This is a genomic window from Mesorhizobium sp. A556, assembly GCF_054489545.1.
This window is the reverse complement of sequence record NZ_JBTMXA010000002.1, coordinates 362,477-381,017: the sequence shown is the minus strand read 5'-3', so window position 1 is coordinate 381,017 and position 18,541 is coordinate 362,477. Positions and strand designations below refer to the sequence as shown.

At 62.0% G+C, this 18,541-nt stretch carries 18 protein-coding genes; 13 read left to right on the top strand and 5 right to left on the bottom strand.

The window, feature by feature from the left end:
- The first annotated feature begins 143 nt into the window (after nt 1-143).
- The 6 genes from ACX3P0_RS06385 to fae all read left to right on the top strand — a co-directional run bounded on the left by ACX3P0_RS06385 (nt 144) and on the right by fae (nt 7,434).
- Nucleotides 144-773, top strand: a complete 630-nt coding sequence (locus ACX3P0_RS06385) for a TetR/AcrR family transcriptional regulator (protein WP_459087353.1) — start codon at nt 144-146, stop codon at nt 771-773.
- Nucleotides 754-1,917: an isovaleryl-CoA dehydrogenase gene (locus ACX3P0_RS06380; RefSeq protein ID WP_459087351.1), complete on the top strand. Its 1,164-nt coding sequence runs from the start codon at nt 754-756 to the stop codon at nt 1,915-1,917. The genes ACX3P0_RS06385 and ACX3P0_RS06380 overlap by 20 nt, the downstream gene beginning before the upstream one ends.
- Complete coding sequence (locus ACX3P0_RS06375; RefSeq protein ID WP_459087349.1) at nt 1,917-3,524, top strand: carboxyl transferase domain-containing protein; 1,608 nt, start codon at nt 1,917-1,919, stop codon at nt 3,522-3,524. The genes ACX3P0_RS06380 and ACX3P0_RS06375 overlap by 1 nt, the downstream gene beginning before the upstream one ends.
- An 11-nt stretch (nt 3,525-3,535) precedes the next feature.
- Nucleotides 3,536-4,417 carry an alpha/beta fold hydrolase gene (locus ACX3P0_RS06370; RefSeq protein WP_459087347.1) on the top strand — a complete coding sequence of 294 codons (882 nt, stop codon included), beginning with the start codon at nt 3,536-3,538 and terminating at the stop codon, nt 4,415-4,417.
- 43 nt (nt 4,418-4,460) lie between these two features.
- Entirely contained in the window at nt 4,461-6,518 is a 2,058-nt protein-coding gene (locus ACX3P0_RS06365; protein ID WP_459087346.1) for an acetyl/propionyl/methylcrotonyl-CoA carboxylase subunit alpha, read from the top strand.
- 367 nt (nt 6,519-6,885) lie between these two features.
- A complete protein-coding gene (gene fae / locus ACX3P0_RS06360) occupies nt 6,886-7,434 on the top strand; it encodes a formaldehyde-activating enzyme (RefSeq protein WP_459087345.1) in 549 nt (182 codons plus the stop codon).
- Between the two features lie 436 nt (nt 7,435-7,870).
- On the opposite strand, the gene ACX3P0_RS06355 is transcribed toward fae, so the two are convergent.
- Together ACX3P0_RS06355 and ACX3P0_RS06350 are read right to left on the bottom strand one after the other, a co-directional pair.
- A complete protein-coding gene (locus tag ACX3P0_RS06355) occupies nt 7,871-8,992 on the bottom strand; it encodes an ABC transporter substrate-binding protein (RefSeq protein ID WP_459087343.1) in 1,122 nt (373 codons plus the stop codon).
- A gap of 356 nt (nt 8,993-9,348) precedes the next feature.
- Complete coding sequence (locus tag ACX3P0_RS06350; RefSeq protein WP_459082030.1) at nt 9,349-9,615, bottom strand: sel1 repeat family protein; 267 nt, start codon at nt 9,613-9,615, stop codon at nt 9,349-9,351.
- Between the two features lie 444 nt (nt 9,616-10,059).
- Between ACX3P0_RS06350 and ACX3P0_RS06345 the strand changes: the two genes are divergently transcribed.
- Entirely contained in the window at nt 10,060-10,413 is a 354-nt protein-coding gene (locus tag ACX3P0_RS06345; protein WP_459087341.1) for a DUF2147 domain-containing protein, read from the top strand.
- Between the two features lie 74 nt (nt 10,414-10,487).
- On the opposite strand, the gene ACX3P0_RS06340 is transcribed toward ACX3P0_RS06345, so the two are convergent.
- Nucleotides 10,488-11,207, bottom strand: a complete 720-nt coding sequence (locus ACX3P0_RS06340) for a glutathione S-transferase N-terminal domain-containing protein (protein ID WP_459087339.1) — start codon at nt 11,205-11,207, stop codon at nt 10,488-10,490.
- A 105-nt stretch (nt 11,208-11,312) separates the two neighbouring features.
- On the opposite strand from ACX3P0_RS06340, the gene ACX3P0_RS06335 reads away from it, so the two are divergent.
- From ACX3P0_RS06335 to ACX3P0_RS06325, 3 genes are all read left to right on the top strand, one after another.
- Complete coding sequence (locus ACX3P0_RS06335; protein WP_459087878.1) at nt 11,313-11,540, top strand: hypothetical protein; 228 nt, start codon at nt 11,313-11,315, stop codon at nt 11,538-11,540.
- Nucleotides 11,541-11,552: 12 nt separating this feature from the next.
- Nucleotides 11,553-11,750: a hypothetical protein gene (locus ACX3P0_RS06330; RefSeq protein WP_459082033.1), complete on the top strand. Its 198-nt coding sequence runs from the start codon at nt 11,553-11,555 to the stop codon at nt 11,748-11,750.
- A gap of 75 nt (nt 11,751-11,825) precedes the next feature.
- On the top strand, nt 11,826-13,325 hold the full coding sequence (locus tag ACX3P0_RS06325; RefSeq protein WP_459087338.1) for an AMP nucleosidase: 1,500 nt from the start codon (nt 11,826-11,828) through the stop codon (nt 13,323-13,325).
- A gap of 11 nt (nt 13,326-13,336) precedes the next feature.
- Here the strand turns inward: ACX3P0_RS06325 and ACX3P0_RS06320 are convergent, their stop codons facing one another.
- On the bottom strand, nt 13,337-13,942 hold the full coding sequence (locus ACX3P0_RS06320; protein ID WP_459082035.1) for a DUF922 domain-containing Zn-dependent protease: 606 nt from the start codon (nt 13,940-13,942) through the stop codon (nt 13,337-13,339).
- Nucleotides 13,943-14,030: 88 nt separating this feature from the next.
- Between ACX3P0_RS06320 and ACX3P0_RS06315 the strand changes: the two genes are divergently transcribed.
- Nucleotides 14,031-15,059 (top strand): endonuclease/exonuclease/phosphatase family protein, encoded by a 1,029-nt coding sequence (locus ACX3P0_RS06315; RefSeq protein WP_459087336.1) that lies wholly within the window; start codon nt 14,031-14,033, stop codon nt 15,057-15,059.
- Between the two features lie 62 nt (nt 15,060-15,121).
- Here the strand turns inward: ACX3P0_RS06315 and ACX3P0_RS06310 are convergent, their stop codons facing one another.
- Complete coding sequence (locus ACX3P0_RS06310) at nt 15,122-16,801, bottom strand: electron transfer flavoprotein-ubiquinone oxidoreductase (protein ID WP_459087334.1); 1,680 nt, start codon at nt 16,799-16,801, stop codon at nt 15,122-15,124.
- 175 nt (nt 16,802-16,976) lie between these two features.
- Here ACX3P0_RS06310 and ACX3P0_RS06305 point away from each other — a divergent pair, with 175 nt between their 5' ends.
- Nucleotides 16,977-17,624, top strand: a complete 648-nt coding sequence (locus ACX3P0_RS06305) for a hypothetical protein (RefSeq protein WP_459087861.1) — start codon at nt 16,977-16,979, stop codon at nt 17,622-17,624.
- A gap of 36 nt (nt 17,625-17,660) precedes the next feature.
- Entirely contained in the window at nt 17,661-18,527 is an 867-nt protein-coding gene (locus ACX3P0_RS06300; protein ID WP_459087332.1) for a uracil-DNA glycosylase, read from the top strand.
- The last annotated feature ends 14 nt before the right edge of the window (nt 18,528-18,541 follow it).

Here is an 18,541-nt window from a genome sequence, read left to right as displayed (position 1 = left end):
CGCCACCAAACTATGGAACCGCTCTTTGATTTTGTCCACACGGTCAAATCTGAACCGGCACGCGGGCTGCCACTCACGTATCCGGTAGAATGCCTCTTGAATTAATTGAACGTTCGTTTTATTTATTGCCGCAAGGAGAAATCATGGCGCGCACGACCGGATCGGATGGCGAAAAGACCGAAGCGGCCATCCGCGAGGCGGCGGTCAGCCTGATCGCGCGCTACGGCTACGAGGCCATGTCGATGCGCCAACTGGCGGCGGAAGTCGGCGTGCAGGCGGCGGCGCTCTACCGCTACTTCCCGACCAAGGAAGAGCTGCTTTCCACGCTGATGCGCGAGCATATGGAGGCGCTGGCGGCGGCTTGGGACGAGGCCCGCCCATCGACGGGCGACGCTTCCGCGCTGCTTTCGGCCTTTGTCGAGAACCACATCGCCTTCCACATCGCGCGGCGTCATTCGACGCATGTTTCGAACATGGAATTGCGCAGCCTGTCGCCAGAGCGGCTGACGAATATGCTCAAGCTGCGCACGGCTTATGAAAAGGAATTGCGGGCCATCCTGCGGCAAGGCGCGGAAAGCGGCGTGTTTGCCATCGAAGACACCGGCCTGACCGCCATGGCGCTGATCCAGATGCTGACCGGCGTGATCGTGTGGTTCCGGCCCGGCGAGCGCCTGTCGCTGGCGCAAGTGACCGCCACCTATCTTTCCATGACAATGCGCCTCGTCGGTGCCAGAATGAGCGAGGAGAGCCGGCATGTACACGCACACGCTTAACTTCGGGCATGACGGCGACATGGAGGCGTTGCGCGACATGGTGCGCCGCTTCGCTCAGGAAAAGATCGCACCGCTCGCCGCCGAAATCGACCGTTCCAACGAATTCCCGGCGCATCTGTGGGCCGAACTCGGCGCGCTCGGCCTGCTCGGCATCACCGCCAACCCGGATTTTGGCGGCTCCGGCATGGGCTACCTCGCCCATGTCGTGGCGATGGAGGAGATTTCCCGTGCATCGGCCTCGGTCGGCCTGTCCTATGGCGCGCATTCCAATTTGTGCATCAACCAGATCAACCGCTGGGCAACGGCCGAACAGAAGCAGAAGTACCTGCCGGACCTGTGCTCCGGCGCGAAGGTCGGCGCGCTGGCGATGTCGGAATCCGGCTCCGGCTCAGATGTCGTTTCGCTGAAACTGCGTGCCGAGAAGAAGAACGACCGCTATGTGCTGAACGGCACGAAAATGTGGATCACCAACGGGCCGGACGCAGACACGTTGGTGGTCTACGCCAAGACCGATCCGGAGCAGAAAGCGCGCGGCATCACCGCCTTCATCGTCGAGAAGACGTTCAAGGGTTTTTCGGTGGCGCAAAAACTCGACAAGCTCGGCATGCGCGGCTCCAACACCGGGGAACTGGTGTTCGACAATGTCGAGGTGCCGTTCGAAAACGTGCTGCATGAGCAAGGACGCGGCATCGAAGTGCTGATGTCGGGGCTCGATTATGAGCGCACGGTGCTGGCCGGCGGACCGCTTGGCATCATGGCCGCCTGCCTCGACGTGGTCGTGCCCTATGTGCGCGAACGCAAGCAATTCGACCGCCCGATCGGCGATTTCCAGCTCGTCCAGGGCAAGCTGGCCGACATGTACACGACGCTGAGCGCTTGCCGCGCCTATGTCTATGCGGTCGCCGCCGCCTGCGACCGGGGCGAGACCACCCGCAAGGACGCCGCCGGCTGCATCCTGTTCGCCGCCGAAAAAGCCACGCAAACGGCCCTCGACGCCATCCAGCTTCTGGGCGGCAACGGCTACATCAACGACTACCCCACCGGCCGCCTGCTGCGCGACGCAAAGCTCTACGAAATCGGCGCCGGCACATCGGAAATCCGCCGCTGGCTGATCGGACGGGAAATTATGGCGGAGACTATTTGATGCCCGTCATCCAGTCGCAAATCTCCCCCGTCTCCGATGCCTTCCGCGCCAATGCCGCGCATATGCGTGAGCTTGTTGCCGACATTGCCGAGAAGGCAGCGACCGTCGAGCGCGGCGGGTCGGACGACGCGCGCGAACGCCATGTCGGGCGGGGAAAAATGCTGCCGCGTGAGCGGCTGGCGCAGTTGCTCGATGCCGGTTCGCCGTTTCTGGAGGTCGGCCAGTTTGCTGCCTGGGGGCTTTATGGCGACGAAATTTCGTCGGCGGGCATGATCGCGGGCGTCGGACGGGTCGAGGGCACCGAGGTGATGGTCGTCGTCAACGACGCCACGGTGAAGGGCGGCACCTATTATCCGCTGACCGTGAAGAAGCATTTGCGGGCGCAGGAGATCGCGCTGCAGAACAACCTGCCCTGCATCTATCTGGTCGATTCCGGCGGAGCCAATCTGCCCAACCAGGACGAGGTTTTTCCGGACCGCGACCACTTTGGCCGCATCTTCTTCAACCAGGCGACCATGTCGGCTGCCGGCATTCCGCAGATCGCCTGCGTCATGGGATCGTGCACGGCGGGCGGCGCCTATGTGCCGGCGATGGCCGACGAATCCATCATGGTCGCCAATCAGGCCACCATTTTTCTCGGCGGCCCGCCGCTTGTGAAGGCGGCGACCGGTGAGGATGTCAGCGCCGAAGACCTTGGCGGGGCCGATTTGCACACGCGCCTTTCCGGCGTCGCCGATCATCTAGCGCAGGACGACGACCATGCGCTGGCGATCGTGCGGCGCATCGTCAAAAACCTGAATCGTAACAAGGTAGTAAGCCTGAGCTTACAGAAACAGATTCCGCCGCTTCACCCAGCGGATGAAGTTTACGGCATCGTTCCCAGCGATGTGCGCCAACCCTATGACGTTCGCGAAATCATCGCGCGTATCGTCGACGGCTCGGTGCTGGACGAGTTCAAGCAGAATTACGGCACGACGCTGGTGACCGGCTTTGCGCATCTGCACGGCATGCCGGTCGGCGTTATCGCCAATAATGGCGTGCTGTTTTCCGAAAGCGCGCTGAAGGGTGCGCATTTCATCGAACTGTGCTGCCAGCGCAAAATCCCGCTGGTGTTTCTCCAGAACATCACCGGCTTCATGGTCGGCCAGAAATATGAGGCCGGTGGCATCGCCAAGGACGGCGCGAAGCTGGTGACGGCGGTGGCGACGGCGCAGGTGCCGAAAGTAACGATGATTATCGGCGGCTCGTTCGGCGCGGGCAATTACGGCATGTGCGGCCGGGCATTTTCGCCGCGCTTCCTGTGGATGTGGCCAAACGCGCGCATCTCCGTGATGGGCGGCGAACAGGCCGCCATGGTGCTGGCCATGGTCAAGCGCGAGGGCATCGAACGCAAGGGCGAGAGTTGGTCGGCCGAGGACGAGCAGAAATTCAAGAAGCCGATCCTGATGAAATACGAGCATGAGGGTCACCCGCTCTATTCCTCGGCGCGGTTGTGGGACGACGGCATCATCGACCCGGCGAAATCGCGAGAAGTGCTGGCGCTCAGCCTATCGGCAGCGCTGAACGCGCCGGTACCGGATACGAAATTCGGCCTGTTTCGGATGTGATTTGTTGCTCGATGCGCCGCTGCGCAATTCGATTCCATGGGCGCACAGAGCCGACAGGGGGAGACGGTATGAAAACAAAAAGCCTCACCATCCAAACCGACCACGCTGCTCTATCCGTGATAGATTCCGACGGGAGTGGCCGGCCCATCCTGCTTATCCATGGGAATTCGAGTTGCAAGGAGGTTTTCGATCAACAGTTTGCCGATCCACTCTTGGCTGATTTTCGATTGATCGCCTTCGACCTCCCCGGCCATGGCGCATCCGAGAACGCAAAGGACCCCGCGAAAACCTATAATTTCGCTGGCTATGCCGATGTAGCCGAACAGGTGCTTCGTCAGCTCGGCTTGCAGAAGCCGGTCGTGTTCGGCTGGTCGCTGGGCGGCCATATCGCTTTGGAGATGGTCGGAAGAAATATGGAACTGGCGGGAGTGATGATCAGCGGGACGCCGCCGATAAAGCCGGACCTCGAATGTCTGATGGCCGGCTTCAACATCGATCCAAACGCTGAAAATCTCACCGGCAAGCGCGACTTCACGGATGCCGATGCGATTGCCTATGCAACGCATACATCGGCTACGACAGATGGGCTCGATCCGCACCTGCTCGCCATGTGCCGCCGCACAGACGGGCTTGCGCGCGAACTGATGTTCGGTTCGGTCTTGCAAGGGTTGCCGCTTGATGAGCGCGAGATCGTGGCGACGATGGCTGAGCCATTGGCCATCTTGAATGGTGCCGGAGATCCATTCATACGAGCCGAGTACTTCGACACCCTGACCTGCAAGTCACTGTGGCGCGGGGAAATCGTGACGGTCGAAGCGGCCGGCCACGCTCCGTTCCGGCAGCAATCTTCTGAATTCAATCGCCTGCTCAAGGAATTCGCTCAAAGTGCCTGATCGGGCCGATCCTGATTATGCAAAGGGAAAAGACGCCGCGCCAATGTTCACAAAAATCCTGATCGCCAATCGCGGCGAGATCGCCTGCCGCATCATTCGCACGGCGCGCAAGATGGGTATCGGCACCGTCGCGGTCTATTCCGACGCGGATGCGAACAGCTTGCATGTCGAGATGGCCGACGAGGCGGTCCGTATCGGCCCCGCGCCCGTCGGCGAGAGCTACCTTGTCGCGGAGAAAATCATCGAGGCGGCGCGTATGCGCGGGGCGGAAGCGATCCATCCCGGCTATGGTTTCCTCTCGGAAAACCCCGATTTTGTCGACCAGGTCGTCGCGGCCGGGCTGATTTTCATCGGCCCTTCGTCGGCCTCGATCCGCGCCATGGGGTTGAAGGATGCGGCCAAGCGGCTGATGGAGCAGGCCGGCGTGCCGGTGGTGCCAGGCTATCACGGCGAGGCGCAGGAGATCGTCATCCTTGCTTCTAAAGCACGAGAAATCGGCTATCCGGTGCTGATAAAGGCTCGCGCCGGCGGCGGCGGCAAGGGCATGCGGCGCGTGGACGACCCGCACGACTTCACCGACGCGCTATCGGGTGCGCGACGCGAGGCCAAGGCAGCCTTTGGCGACGACAAGGTGCTGGTCGAAAAATACGTCGAGAAGCCGCGCCATATCGAGGTTCAGGTGTTCGGCGACAATTTCGGCGATGTCGTGCATCTGTTCGAGCGCGATTGTTCGGCGCAGCGCCGCCACCAGAAGGTGATCGAGGAAGCCCCAGCCCCCGGCATGACGGAAGAAATGCGTGCGGCCATGACGCAAGCCGCCGTGACGGCGGCCAAGGCGATTGCGTATTCGGGTGCCGGCACGATCGAGTTCATCGTCGATGCCTCGCAGGGGCTGCGGCCCGACCGCTTCTGGTTCATGGAGATGAACACCCGCCTGCAGGTCGAGCATCCGGTGACGGAAATGGTGACCGGCACCGATCTGGTCGAATGGCAATTGCGTGTCGCGGCGGGGCAGCGTTTACCGAAGACCCAGGAGCAAATAGGCCTTTGCGGCCATGCCTTCGAGGCGCGGCTCTATGCCGAGGACGCGGCCAAGGGGTTTTTGCCTGCGACCGGTACGCTGCATCATCTGAAATTTCCGGATACGGCACCGGAAGGCGCGTCCATGCGCATCGAAACCGGCGTGCGCGCCGGCTACGTCGTCTCGCCCTTCTACGACCCGATGATCGCCAAGCTGGTCGTGCACGGGCCGGACAGGGCATCCGCGCTCACGGCGCTGGGCACGGCTTTGGCGGAAACGGAGATTGCCGGCTCGACGGTCAACACCGCGTTCCTCGCCGCCCTTGCCGCCGATCCGGATTTTGCCGCGGGCAATGTCGATACAGGCTTGATCGGACGGCATCAGGCGGCGCTGACGACCGTGCCGCCGCCGAGCGGAAAGATCATTGAGGCCGCGGCACTGGCGGCAAGCGGCATTGATGCGCGGCCTGTGACCGACGATCCCTGGTCGTCGCTGGCCGGCTACGCGCATTTCCACGCAACGCCCAAGCGCGTGGAATTGAGGTTTGGCGAAGCGGAAATCGCGGCGAGCGTGGCGGTGGTGAATGGGCGGTGGACAGCTTCCCTCATACCGGGGCCGGTAGCGGGACAGGTACCCCCACCCCGTACCCCTCCCCACAAGGGGGAGGGAGGCATCGACGTCTCAGAATACCCCTCCCCCTTGTGGGGAGGGGTTAGGGGTGGGGGTAGCAGCCGATCCCCCCGCCTCGCCCGGTGGCCCGGTCACGTCACCGTTTTCGAGGGAGCCGCCAGCTACACTTTCGCTATCCCGGACCCGCTGGAGCGCACCGACGCTACAGCGGCCGGCATCGGCAGCCTGCGCGCGCCGATGCCGGGGCTGGTTAAGCTCGTGCGCGCCGCCAAGGGCGATACGGTTGCCAAGGGCCAGGGTCTGCTGATCCTCGAAGCGATGAAGATGGAGCACACGATCTCAGCGCCGCATGACGGGGTGATAGCGGAGATCGCTGCGGAAGGGTCGCAGGTGAGCGACGGCACCGTGCTGGTGAGGTTTGCGGAGCCGGCCGAGGGGCGCTCGTCGTAAGGTAGTGCGTCCTTCGAGGCTCGCTTTGATCGCACCTCAGGATGGGGATCGTTGCTCAAGCCTCTCTGTTCAGAAGAAACGCCACAACCTCCTTCATCCAGAGGTGCGAGCGCAGCGAGCGAAGGACGCGGGGCCGTTGCGCAAATATCTCCGCCCGGTAGAAACTCCACAACCTCCCTCATCCTGAGGTGCGAGCGGAGCGAGCCTCGAAGGACGCACGACAGATGGCCTCGCCAGTGCCCCTATGTCACAGTCGCTTGCGCCGGTCCGAATGGGTAGCATCCATGGGGGCGCTCTTTCACGATGCCCCGGACGTGCGGCGGCAGGGGCGGCCGCATCCACAAATTTCCAGTTGGAAGGAATTCGAATGAGCAATCGTATCGTTATGCGCACCGGTGAAGCCTTGATCGCCGGTGGACCTCCCGGAACCGCAGCCGAACCGGAAATCGTGATCGGCGAACTCGACGGTCCGGTCGGCACGGCCCTTGCCACCCTCGTCGGCGACCAGGTCGCGGGTCATACGCGCGTCTTCGCGCTGCTCAACACCGACATCATGGTGCGCCCGGTGACGCTGTGCGTGTCCAAGGTGACGGTCAAAAGCACGCGCTACACCAACATCCTGATGGGCACGGTCCAGTTCGCCATTGCCAACGGCGTTCTCGACGCGGTTCGCGCCGGCATCATCCCGAAAGAAAAGGCCAACGACCTCGGCATCATCTGCTCGGTATGGCTGGCGCCCAGCGTCGTCGACGACAACAACCTCGATCACAAGATCCTGTTCGACCTGCACCGCAAGGGCACGACAGAAGCCATCCGCAAGGCGATGAGCAACGAACCCTCGATCGACTGGCTTCTGGAGAACCAGGACAAGATCATGCACAAGTACCACCAACTGGGACTTGACGGTAAGATCTGAGGGCTTTTTTGGGTCGTGCGTCCTTCGAGGCTCGCTTCCGCTCGCACCTCAGGATGAGGACTGTTGTGCAAACGTCGCCGTTTTGAAGAAACACCACGACCTCCCTTGAGCTCGACCTCCCTCATCCTGAGGTGCGAGCAAAGCGAGCCTCGAAGGACGCACGGCCCCAATGAAAAACGGCCGGGAATGACGAATGGTGTTAGCAATTCCGCCAATCGCGGGCGTTGCAGATCGCCAGAAGTAAAAATGAAATCCGTCATTCCCGGCCTCGTGAGCGACCGCAGGGAGCGGAGAGTGTCGGGAATCCATGCCTCAAGCTCGAGACACAAATCCATACCTCGGGCTCGATGGCACACATAAAGACAACCAAGAAATAGCCCTGAGAAACAAAATGGCCGGGACATGCCCAGCCATTTCAGTATCGGATAGCGGCTTTTTACTGCGCGATGGGGGCGTATTTGCCGTCGTGCCACTGGTTGATGTCGTAGCTGGCGTTCATCAGGTCGCCCTTCTTGTCGAAGGTGATGGGGCCGACCACGGTGTCGATCGGCTTGCCGTCCTTCAGCGCTTCGGCAACCTTTGCCGGATCATCGCTGCCGGCGCGCTGGATGCCTTGCGCGATCGCCTGGATGGTGGCGTAGGAGAACAGCGTGAAGCCCTCCGGCACAAAGCCGCCGGCCTTGATCTTCTCGATCGCCGCCTTCGCTTCCGGCTTGGCCTGCGGATCGGACGGGAACACGAACATGGTGCCCTCGCCGGCCGGGCCGGCAACCTGCCAGAATTCCGGCGATGCAATCGAATCCGGCATGATGAGCTGGAACTTCAGGTTCTGCTCGGCAGCCTGGCGCATGATCAGGCCGGCTTCCGGGTGATAGCCGCCGAAATAGACGACATCGGTCTTGAGTTCCTTCAGCTTGGTAATCAGGGCCGAATAGTCCTTTTCACCCGCATTGATGCCTTCATACATGACCTCTTTCAGGCCATTTTCGCCCATCGTCTTGCGGACCGCATCGGCGATGCCCTGGCCGTATGCGCTCTTGTCGTGCAGGACGACGACGTTCTTGCCGGCATATTTCTTGGCGATCCATGGGCCGATGAAAGCGCCTTGCGCGTCGTCGCGGGTGTAGAGGCGCATGATGGTGTTCCAGCCCTTGGCGGCTGCGTCGTCCGTCATGACCGGATTGGAGGAAGCCGGGCTCATCATCAGCACGCCAGCTTCGGCATAGACGGCGGATGCCGGGATGCTGGAGCCGGAACAGGCGTGGCCGTCAACGAACTTGATACCGTCGGCGACGATGCGGTTGGCCACCGAGACAGCCTGCTTCGGATCGCAGACGTCGTCTTCCATCGAAAGCTTGATCTGGCGGCCGTCGACCCCGCCCGCGGCGTTGATTGCGTCGGCGGCGGCCTGCGCACCCTGCTTGAACTGGTCGCCGATGGTGGCGAGCTGTCCCGTCATCGGACCGGCCACCGCGATGGTGATGTCGTCGGCGTGAGCCATGGACACGCCCATCGCAAGGCCGAACAGCGTTGCGCTCAGAATTCCCGTTTTTTTCATCTGAAACCTCCCATTGGACGCTGCCACACGGCAACGCCTTACCCAGAATGGCGGCGACAATTCCATTCTTCAACGGTTCTGTCCAGAGGGTGTGATTGAGTCAGGCAACTGCCGCTTGTTCTTGATAACGCCGCATAAATGGCAAAAGCCGTGCCGGCCTTGTTCCGGCCGGTCGCGGCTTTGCCTGTCGAGTGATCCCCTACGAGCCGGAGCAATTGCCCCGCGCCACGAATCCCCTCGCCGTCCCTGTTGTGCGTTCGGCTTTGCCTCTTATGGCTGCCGCATTCTTGTTTTCGGGCGCGCCGTCTTTGTGCGGCGTCGATCCGAAGCCTTGCCCTGTCAGTCCGTCGTATAACTCAGTGCATCGTCATCCATTCGCGGGCTTCGCGAAGCGCGCGGGCGATCTCGATCTTGGACATGGTCGCCGACAATTCCGAGCGCAGACCAGCGGCTCGCGTGGAGCCCTTGATCGCGGCGATGTTGAACCATTTGTGGGCTGCCACCATATCGGTCGCGCAATCGCGGCCCGTGGCGTACATCATGCCCAGCTCGAAAAGGATGTCGGCCTGGGCAGTTGCCCCCATGACGCCGAAGCCAGCTTCCTGCATTTCAAAACGTGCCATTTTAATCCCCTGTCTCTGTCCCGAGAGCCGCCTCCGCTTGTCCGTTGAATTCGGCTGGGGGCTTGCTCTTCCGATGCTTCGAAGCATGAGGCCGAGGCTTGAATCCGTCGTTAAATGGCGTGCTTAATTTGGAGAAAACAAAGCTAAAACAAGAGGTAAACGTGAGAAACCGTTAAGGATACAAACCCCGCATTTATGCGGATTCGTTTCAAATTCGATGAAAATCCGACGCCTGCCGGTCAACACTTCGCTAACCACGGAAATGATCGGCCAAATGGCAATCCATGAAATTTCGGGCTGAACCTTGGCTGGGGCCCTCAAAAAAAGCTGCCGTTCTTACGCAGCGGCACCACTTTTGTTTTGAATAAGGCTGGCCTAGCTTTCCTCTAACGCACGAACGGCGGCGCAGGAGCCGCCACCGTGGTTCACAGGGAGGACTTCTCGATGTTTGCCAAAGCCAGCATGGCACTTGCAGCCACATTCATGGTGTCGGGGATCCTGACCGGCGCCGCCCTTGCGGACCCGATCGAGGGCAACTGGAAAACCAAGGACGGCGACACGGCCGCGATCAGTTCCTGCGGCGAATCGTTCTGCATCAAGCTGACGACGGGCAAGTATGCGGGCAAGTCGATCGGCACGATGAAGACAAGCGGCGCCGATGCCTATACCGGCTCGATCACCAAGCCCTCGAACGGCAAGACCTATTCCGGCAGCGCAAAGCTTTCAGGCAGTTCGCTAAAGATGACCGGCTGCGTGCTCGCCGTCCTGTGCGAGAGCCAGACGTGGAAGAAGCTGTAGCGAGTAGCGAGGGGATCGTCTGGCGATAGGGGAAAAGCAAACGCTTCTCCCCTATTCGCCATTCCCTATTCGCTCTATCTCGCCTTCTGGCCGAACAGCACCTTTTGCGCTTCCTTGTCGTCGGCCAGGTTGCGGCGGTGTTCCTGGCCGATCTCGACACCCCGCACGACGGCCGGGCGAGCTGCAATCGCCTCGAACCAGCGTTTCATGTTCGGAAAATCATTGAGGTCCTGACCCTGGTTCTTGTAAGAACGGGTCCAGGGGAACGAGGCCATATCGGCGATCGAATAATCACCGGCCAGAAATTCCCTGTCTGCCAGACGCCTGTTCAAGACGCCATAGAGCCGATTGACCTCGTTGGTATAGCGGTCGATGCCGTAGGCGATCTTTTCCGGCGCATATTGCCGAAAATGATGCGCCTGCCCCGCCATCGGCCCAAGCCCGCCCATCTGCCAGAACAGCCACTGGTCGACTTCCACCCGCTGGCGCTCATCCATTGAGTAGAATTTGCCGAACTTTCGGCCAAGATATTGAAGGATCGCGCCGGATTCGAAGACGGAAATCGGCTTTCCCTTCCATCGCCCGTCAGCGGCAGGACCTTCCGGGTCGATAATCGCCGGCATGCGATTATTGGGCGATATTTTCAGGAATGAAGGCTCGAACTGCTCGCCCTTGCCGATGTTGACGTACTTTACCACGTAGGGAACGCCCAATTCCTCCAGCATGATCGAGATCTTGTGGCCGTTCGGGGTTGGCCAATAGTAAAGTTCGATCGGTACAGTCTGCGATGGCATGCCGGGTTCTCCTGCGATGGGTTCCCCCAACAGGTAAGCCGGTGCGGCGCTGGCGCAAGCGGCAGCCGGTACAAAGCATTGTCAATAAATTTGAACGGCAGATGAATGCGGGCATCAGTGCCGGTTCAGCCGGCCGGGCGCAATCTCCTTGCATTGAAGGAGACGCCCGCCATGCTCGCCCGCCGCTTTACCATCGTTTGCCTGCTGACGACGCTGTTCGGCATGGCGTTCGCCGTCCTCGTCGCGCAGGCGGACCGCCAGCCGCGCACCTGGCACGACATGGACAGCGGCCTGTGCGGCGGCGGCTTGTGCTCAAGCCATTTCAACCGCTGAGCCGTACCGATCATGACCCGCTCAACCGCCAATATCGCAACAATCCTGCGGCTACTGCCGCGCACCGCGCTGATCCTGCTGGCGCTTGCGGCGCCCGTCCTGGCGGTTCCGCTCATGCGCGCGGACAACGGGGCGACCATCGACGCGCCAACGGTGCGCAAGGGCAGCGGCGCCGGTTTCGTGCTTCTGGTCAGTTTGCGGCGCGGCTGAAATAAAGCCGGGGTTTTATCGGCTTGGGTGGCCCGCCCACTCTCCCACGCCCCGCAAACATCTATATAGTGGGCCATGGAAAATCGAATCTACCCCAAGGCCATCGGTTCCATCGTTACGCCGGAGCCTTTCGCCCCGCAAAACTTCACCGATGCCGGGGAAGCCGTAGCAGCGCTGGAAAAGCTCTACTTTCGCAACACCAGCTTCCTGCGCGATTCCTTTTCGGCGCTGGCCGACGGCGGCGACAATTCCCGGCGCTACCGCGCCTTTTATCCGCAGGTTGGGGTGACCACCACCTCGTTTGGCCATGTCGATTCACGCCAAGCCTACGGGCATATGCCGACGCCCGGCAATTTCTCAACCACGGTGACGCGCCCCGACCTGTTTCGTACCTATCTGGTGGAACAGCTTCAGCTGATCATGCGCAACCACGGCGTGCCGGTGACGGTGTCGGAATCGCACACACCCATTCCGCTGCATTTCGCCTTCCTCGAAGGCACCCATGTCGACGGATCGGCTGCCGAGCGCATCAAGCGGCCGATCCGCGACCTGTTCGACGTGCCGGACCTCGACGGCACCGACGACCAGATCGCCAACGGCACGTTCGAGGTGGCGCTGGGCGAGGCAAGGCCGCTGGCGCCGTTCACCGCGCAGCGCGTCGACTACTCGCTTCACCGGCTTTCCCACTATACGGCGACCAGCCCGCAGCATTTCCAAAACTTCGTCCTGTTCACCAACTATCAGGTCTATATCGACGAATTCGCGGCGCGCGCGCGCGACCTCATGGCCAGAGGCGGCGAAGGCTACACGGAGTTCGTCGGGCCGGGCAATCTGGTGACGCTGGCGGGAGAGAGCCCTTCGGAAGACGGCGCCGCGATACGCATGCCGCAAATGCCGGCCTATCATCTGAAGAAGCCGAACCATGGCGGCATCACCATGGTCAATATCGGCGTCGGCCCCTCCAACGCCAAGACGATCACCGACCATATCGCAGTGCTGCGCCCGCATGCCTGGCTGATGCTCGGCCATTGCGCGGGCCTGCGCAACACGCAGGCGCTCGGCGACTATGTGCTGGCGCATGCCTATGTGCGCGAGGACCACGTTCTGGACGACGACCTGCCGGTGTGGGTGCCGATCCCGCCGCTGGCCGAGATCCAGGTGGCTCTAGAAGAGGCGGTGCAGGAGGTGACCGGGCTTTCCGGCTACGACCTCAAGCGCATCATGCGCACCGGAACGGTTGCCACCATCGACAACCGCAACTGGGAGCTGCGCGACCAGCGAGGCCCGGTGCAGCGCCTGTCGCAGTCGCGCGCGATCGCGCTCGACATGGAATCGGCCACCATCGCCGCCAACGGCTTCCGCTTCCGCGTGCCCTACGGCACGCTGCTGTGCGTTTCCGACAAGCCGCTGCACGGCGAACTCAAGCTGCCCGGAATGGCCACCGAATTCTACAAGCGCCAGGTGGCGCAACACCTGACCATCGGTATCCGGGCAATGGAAAAGCTGGCCGAGATGCCGATGGAGCGGCTGCATTCGCGCAAGCTGCGCAGCTTTTCGGAGACTGCCTTTCAGTAGCAGGTCCCGTCCTAACGTCCGTTCACCAGTTCGAGCACGAGGCGGCGGATGTTGCCGCCCTCGCCCATCTCAACGCGGTCGAAGTCGCGGCTTTGCTGCCGCTGGGCGAGAGAGGCCTGCGAAAGCGGCACCTTGATCTCCTCCCTGATCTTCCTGCATTTCGGATCGTTTTGAACCGTCACACCGATCGTCGTCTGCTCGATCTGCGCGACCATCGCCCGGATATGGTCGCCATGCACCTTTTCATGGCGGCGGATGCCGTCGATGAAAATAGCCCAGCGCCTTTGCAACGCCGCCGGCAGTTTGCCCGAGGGTTGCGGCAGGGTGTAGGTGACGATCAGCTTCGGGCGGGCGGACGCCAGCGTGCAGGCATTGCCTCTCGGCTCGTATTTCCGCGTCCAGGTCAGCTTGAAATTGGTGTGCGCGATGGTGCGAACGCCGTTGCCTACAAGTGGGCCATGCTCACCAATCGAGGCGTAGAGTTCGGCGCCGGACGTACCGGTGATGGCATAGGCATCGATCCGCTCGACAAATTGCCCTTCCGCGCGGGCGCCCTGAGCCAGCAGGCCAAAGCCAAGCACAAGCACCGGAAGGCCGAACCGTTTACGATATTTCATTAATCCCCCGGCTTTGCCGCATTTTCGTGCGAAAGATATGCGTGACAGGCTTCACCTTCCACGAATTGCATTTTCGGGCAATCCTTGCATGCGCCGGTTCGCCGTCACCTATCAAACTGTTCTGTTTTGCGCGGCCGTGGCGCTGACGCTACCACTTGTGCTGGGCTTTTTCGGCGAATGGCACCAGGCGCTCGATTCCTTTTCGCATTTCCGCGTACATCTGTCCGTGCTGCTGGCGCTATGCGCGCTGCCGCTCCTGTTCACATCGGCGCGGCTGGAGGCGATTGCGGTTCTGGTCGTCGCGCTTGGCGCCTTCTCCACCACCTCGAACGCCCTGTCGCTGCCCTGGCTTTCCCCGGTCCAGGCCGGCTTCGAGCCTAGCCCCGACGACCGCGCCACCTATCGGCTGCTGCAGATGAATTTGCGCTTCGACAATGCGACGCCCGAAAAGGTGCTGTCGCTGGTCGGCCGCATCCAGCCCGACGTGGTGACGCTCGACGAAGTATCCACCATGTGGAAAGGCAAGCTCGACCTGTTGGCCAACGCCTATCCGTATCGGATCGTCTGCCCCTACCCCAACAGGATATTCGGCGTCGCCATCCTATCCCGAAGGTCGTTCTCGGCCGGGACCGAGCCGCGCTGCTATAGCGGCGGCGCGCTGGCCATCGCAAGTGTGGATTTTGGCGGCACCCCGGTCGATGTCGCCGCCATCCATGTCGGCTGGCCATGGCCTTTCGAACAGCAATGGCAGGTCGGCGAAATGGAGAAACCCGTTGGCCTGCTGGGGAAGACGGCGCTTATGGCGGGCGATTGCAACGCCGTGCCGTGGAGCGCCACCGTCCAGCGCCTCGCCAAAGCGGGCGGGCTGAAGGTGATGCAATCGGTCGGGCCGACCTGGCAACAGATGAAACTGCCCGACTTCCTGCGCTTTGCCGGCCTGCCCATCGACCAGGTTTTCAGCAAGGGCGCCGTCCTGATCCACTCGGCCAAGCGGCTGGAGAATACCGGCTCGGACCATCTTCCGGTTCTGGTCGACTTTTCGCTGCAGCCCCAACCCGGCCAGCCGGAGGACGGCCATGAAACCGCGACCGCCTCGATTTTTCCGCGCCGGCTATAGGACTATTTCTTAGTTGAGCATGATCTCGTCCGAAAACAGGTGTCCACTTTTCGGGATCATGCTCACATGTTCTGATAGACCGGGCCTTCGCCGCCTTGTGGCGGCACCCAGGTGATATTCTGGTTGGGGTCCTTGATGTCGCACGTCTTGCAGTGGACGCAGTTCTGCGCGTTGATGACGAAGCGCACATCCTTGGCGGACGGATCGGCGGCGGCATTGCCGTCTGCATCCACCCACTCATAGACGCCAGCCGGGCAATAGCGCGTCGACGGGCCGGCAAAGACGTCGTGCTCCGACCTCTTCTGCAAATCCATGTCGCCGACCAGCAGGTGAACCGGCTCGTTTTCCTCATGGTTGGTGTTGGACAAAAACACCGAGGACAAGCGGTCGAAGGTCAAAACGCCATCCGGCTTCGGGTAGGCTATCTTCTTGTGCTTCGACGCCGGCTCCAGCGAAGCGGCATCGGTCTTGCCGTGCTTCATGGTGCCGAAGGGCGAGAAGCCCAGCAGCGTGTTCAGCCACATATCCAGCCCGCCGACCGCCACGCCGGCGATGGTGCCGAAGCGCGACCACAGCGGCTTGACGTTGCGGACCCGCTTCAAATCCTTGCCGATGGCCGTGCCGCGCCACGCGGCCTCGTAGGACGCCAACTCGTCATTGGCGCGGCCGGATGCAATTGCCTCCGCCACATGTTCGGCCGCCAGCATGCCCGACAGCACCGCGTTGTGCGACCCCTTGATGCGCGGCACGTTGACGAGACCTGCCGAACAGCCGATCAGCGCGCCGCCGGGGAAGGCCAGTTTCGGCACCGACTGCCAGCCGCCTTCGGTGATGGCGCGCGCGCCATAGCCGAGCCGCTTGCCGCCCTCGAACGTGCCCTTGATGGCGGGGTGCGTCTTGAAGCGCTGGAATTCCTCGAACGGCGCCAGCCACGGGTTCTTGTAGTTGAGATGCACGACGAAACCGACCGCCACCATGTTGTCTTCAAGGTGGTAGAGGAACGAGCCGCCGCCGGTCTTCATGTCGAGCGGCCAGCCGAACGAATGCTGGACCAGGCCGAGCTTGTGGTTCTCCGGCTTGACCTGCCACAACTCCTTGAGGCCGATGCCGTATTTGCCAGGCTCGCGGCCTTCGGAAAGGTTGAATTTCGCGATCAGTTGCTTGGCGAGCGAACCGCGCGCGCCTTCGCCGATCAGCACATATTTGCCCATCAGCGCCATGCCCGGCGCGTAGGCCGGTCCGTGCGTGCCGTCCTTTTCGACGCCCATGTCGCCGGTGACGACGCCGGTGACCGCGCCCTTGTCGTCATAGAGCAGTTCGACGGCAGCAAAGCCCGGATAAATCTCGACGCCCAGCGCTTCCGCCTTGGAAGCCAGCCAGCGCGAGACGTTGCCCAGCGAGACGATGTAGTTGCCGTGATTGTTCATCAGCGGCGGCATCATGAAATTGGGCAGGCGCACCGAACCTGCAGGCCCGAGCACGAGGAAATGGTCGGCGCTCACCGGGGTCTTGAACGGGTGGTCGCCCTCTTCGCGCCAGCCGGGCAAAAGCCGGTCGATGCCGATCGGGTCGACGACCGCGCCGGAGAGGATATGAGCGCCGACCTCGCCGCCCTTTTCGAGCACGACCACGGACAGATCGGGATTTACCTGCTTGAGCCGGATCGCGGCCGACAGGCCGGCTGGCCCGGCACCGACGATGACCACGTCGAATTCCATGCTCTCGCGTTCAATGTCGCTCATAAATCCCTCCGCACTGGCTTGCCTGATGCGCATCTTGCTGGCTGATGCGCTCCATAGCGCATCAAACGGCGACGGGAAACCGGCACAGCCACAACAATGCCCGTTTCCAACAGCGGCACGGGCGCGCAGCCCCGGCCCTCTATCCGGGTTCGCCATGTTCGGCCATACTCGGCGCATGCGCAACCACGGGTTTGTCCGCCTTGCCTCGACGCGCTTGCCAACCACGCCCGGCCTGAATTGCGGGGCGGTGCTGGCTTTCCTGCTCCCGCTTGTGCTGTTTCCCGCTCCGGCTGACGCACAGCAAAAGGTCTGGCAGGCAGGTCCCTACAGCTTTTCCGACGAGTTGGGCGGCTTCCGCATAATTGGCATTGCCGGCGCAGGTACGCATGCCGACCCGGTCGTCATTTCGGAAGAATTGAATTCGGCGACGCCGGTGACGCTGACCATCCGCACCACCAGGCCCATTCGCCCTTTCGACGCGTCCGGCGACTATGCCAACGGCATTCTCTACCTGCGTATCGAAGCGCTCAACAATAGCGGCCTCGCCTGGACAGAATTCGAATTCGAATTGCAGGAAATCCTTGGTCGGCCAAGTGTGTTCGGCGACGGGCTTTCCTTCGACCAGCGCAACAAAAATCCGACGAACATCGTTTCGAGTAATTTCGCGGAATTCGACCGCGACTTCGAACCCTATGACCGCCTGCTGTTCAAGGCCGGCCACGTCGATCCGCTGAAATCGGTCGCCTTCGAGTTCCTGATCACCGATTACACGCCGCGCTGGGCCTTCTATCTGGTGCAGGACCCGCGTATTCCCTCCACCTGAACTTGCAAATCGGCTGCTGCCGGCCGAAAATGCAGCATGAATTCTTGCCCCCTGAACAATCGATCGGCCTTGCGCGAACTGCTCGCCTTTTATGCCGACGCCGGCGTCGACGAGCCGTTGAACGAGGAGCCTGTCAACCGGCTGGCAAAGCCTGCCGCTCAACAGCCGAGGCCGGCCGCTACAGCCCTGCCCGCATTGGCGGAACCGGTGCAACGCGCAGCACCTGCCCGAGAAGCCCCGGAGCAACCGCCAAGACCTTCGCCCGCCCAGGCCAGCGTGCCCGACGAAGCGCAGGCCGGGCTGGCGCGCGAACTGGCGGCCGCGGCCGCGACGCTGGACGAATTGCGGGAAGCGGTGGCGGGCTTTGACGGGTGCAACCTGAAGTTCACCGCGAAAAACACCGTTTTCGCCGACGGCAACCCGCAGGCGAGGCTCATGCTGGTGGGCGAAGCGCCGGGGCGCGACGAGGATATCGAAGGCCGTCCCTTCGTCGGACGATCCGGGCAGTTGCTCGACCGGATGCTGGCGGCCATCGGCCTTGATCGCACCTCGGTCTATATCGCCAACGTGATCCCCTGGCGGCCGCCGGGCAACCGCACGCCGACCCCGCATGAGACGCAGATTTGCCGGCCCTTCATCGAAAGGCAGATCGAACTGGTCAATCCGCAGGTGCTCGTGCATCTGGGCGGGGCGTCTGCGAAGACGCTGCTCGATACGAATGAGGGGATATTGCGGCTGAGGGGAAACTGGCGCAGCTACACGATGGCTTCCGGCGCGATCATTCCGGCGATGCCGACGCTGCATCCGGCCTATCTGCTGCGCACGCCGAACCACAAGAAGCTGGCATGGCGCGACTTCCTGGAAGTGAAGGCAAGGCTTGCCGACCCTTCCACGCCCGAATAGATCGCCGTGCATCC

What these genes read in the sequence shown, in the direction of transcription:
- ACX3P0_RS06350 (WP_459082030.1), bottom strand. Translation starts at nt 9,615, where the DNA reads ATGGCACGTTTTGAAATGCAGGAAGCTGGCTTCGGCGTCATGGGGGCA.
- ACX3P0_RS06310 (WP_459087334.1), bottom strand. Translation starts at nt 16,801, where the DNA reads ATGAGCGACATTGAACGCGAGAGCATGGAATTCGACGTGGTCATCGTC.
- ACX3P0_RS06315 (WP_459087336.1), top strand. Translation starts at nt 14,031, where the DNA reads ATGCGCCGGTTCGCCGTCACCTATCAAACTGTTCTGTTTTGCGCGGCC.
- ACX3P0_RS06345 (WP_459087341.1), top strand. Translation starts at nt 10,060, where the DNA reads ATGTTTGCCAAAGCCAGCATGGCACTTGCAGCCACATTCATGGTGTCG.
- ACX3P0_RS06365 (WP_459087346.1), top strand. Translation starts at nt 4,461, where the DNA reads ATGTTCACAAAAATCCTGATCGCCAATCGCGGCGAGATCGCCTGCCGC.
- ACX3P0_RS06335 (WP_459087878.1), top strand. Translation starts at nt 11,313, where the DNA reads ATGCGGGCATCAGTGCCGGTTCAGCCGGCCGGGCGCAATCTCCTTGCA.
- ACX3P0_RS06330 (WP_459082033.1), top strand. Translation starts at nt 11,553, where the DNA reads ATGACCCGCTCAACCGCCAATATCGCAACAATCCTGCGGCTACTGCCG.
- ACX3P0_RS06305 (WP_459087861.1), top strand. Translation starts at nt 16,977, where the DNA reads ATGCGCAACCACGGGTTTGTCCGCCTTGCCTCGACGCGCTTGCCAACC.
- ACX3P0_RS06340 (WP_459087339.1), bottom strand. Translation starts at nt 11,207, where the DNA reads ATGCCATCGCAGACTGTACCGATCGAACTTTACTATTGGCCAACCCCG.
- fae (WP_459087345.1), top strand. Translation starts at nt 6,886, where the DNA reads ATGAGCAATCGTATCGTTATGCGCACCGGTGAAGCCTTGATCGCCGGT.
- ACX3P0_RS06370 (WP_459087347.1), top strand. Translation starts at nt 3,536, where the DNA reads ATGCGCCGCTGCGCAATTCGATTCCATGGGCGCACAGAGCCGACAGGG.
- ACX3P0_RS06385 (WP_459087353.1), top strand. Translation starts at nt 144, where the DNA reads ATGGCGCGCACGACCGGATCGGATGGCGAAAAGACCGAAGCGGCCATC.
- ACX3P0_RS06325 (WP_459087338.1), top strand. Translation starts at nt 11,826, where the DNA reads ATGGAAAATCGAATCTACCCCAAGGCCATCGGTTCCATCGTTACGCCG.
- ACX3P0_RS06380 (WP_459087351.1), top strand. Translation starts at nt 754, where the DNA reads ATGTACACGCACACGCTTAACTTCGGGCATGACGGCGACATGGAGGCG.
- ACX3P0_RS06300 (WP_459087332.1), top strand. Translation starts at nt 17,661, where the DNA reads ATGAATTCTTGCCCCCTGAACAATCGATCGGCCTTGCGCGAACTGCTC.
- ACX3P0_RS06375 (WP_459087349.1), top strand. Translation starts at nt 1,917, where the DNA reads ATGCCCGTCATCCAGTCGCAAATCTCCCCCGTCTCCGATGCCTTCCGC.
- ACX3P0_RS06355 (WP_459087343.1), bottom strand. Translation starts at nt 8,992, where the DNA reads ATGAAAAAAACGGGAATTCTGAGCGCAACGCTGTTCGGCCTTGCGATG.
- ACX3P0_RS06320 (WP_459082035.1), bottom strand. Translation starts at nt 13,942, where the DNA reads ATGAAATATCGTAAACGGTTCGGCCTTCCGGTGCTTGTGCTTGGCTTT.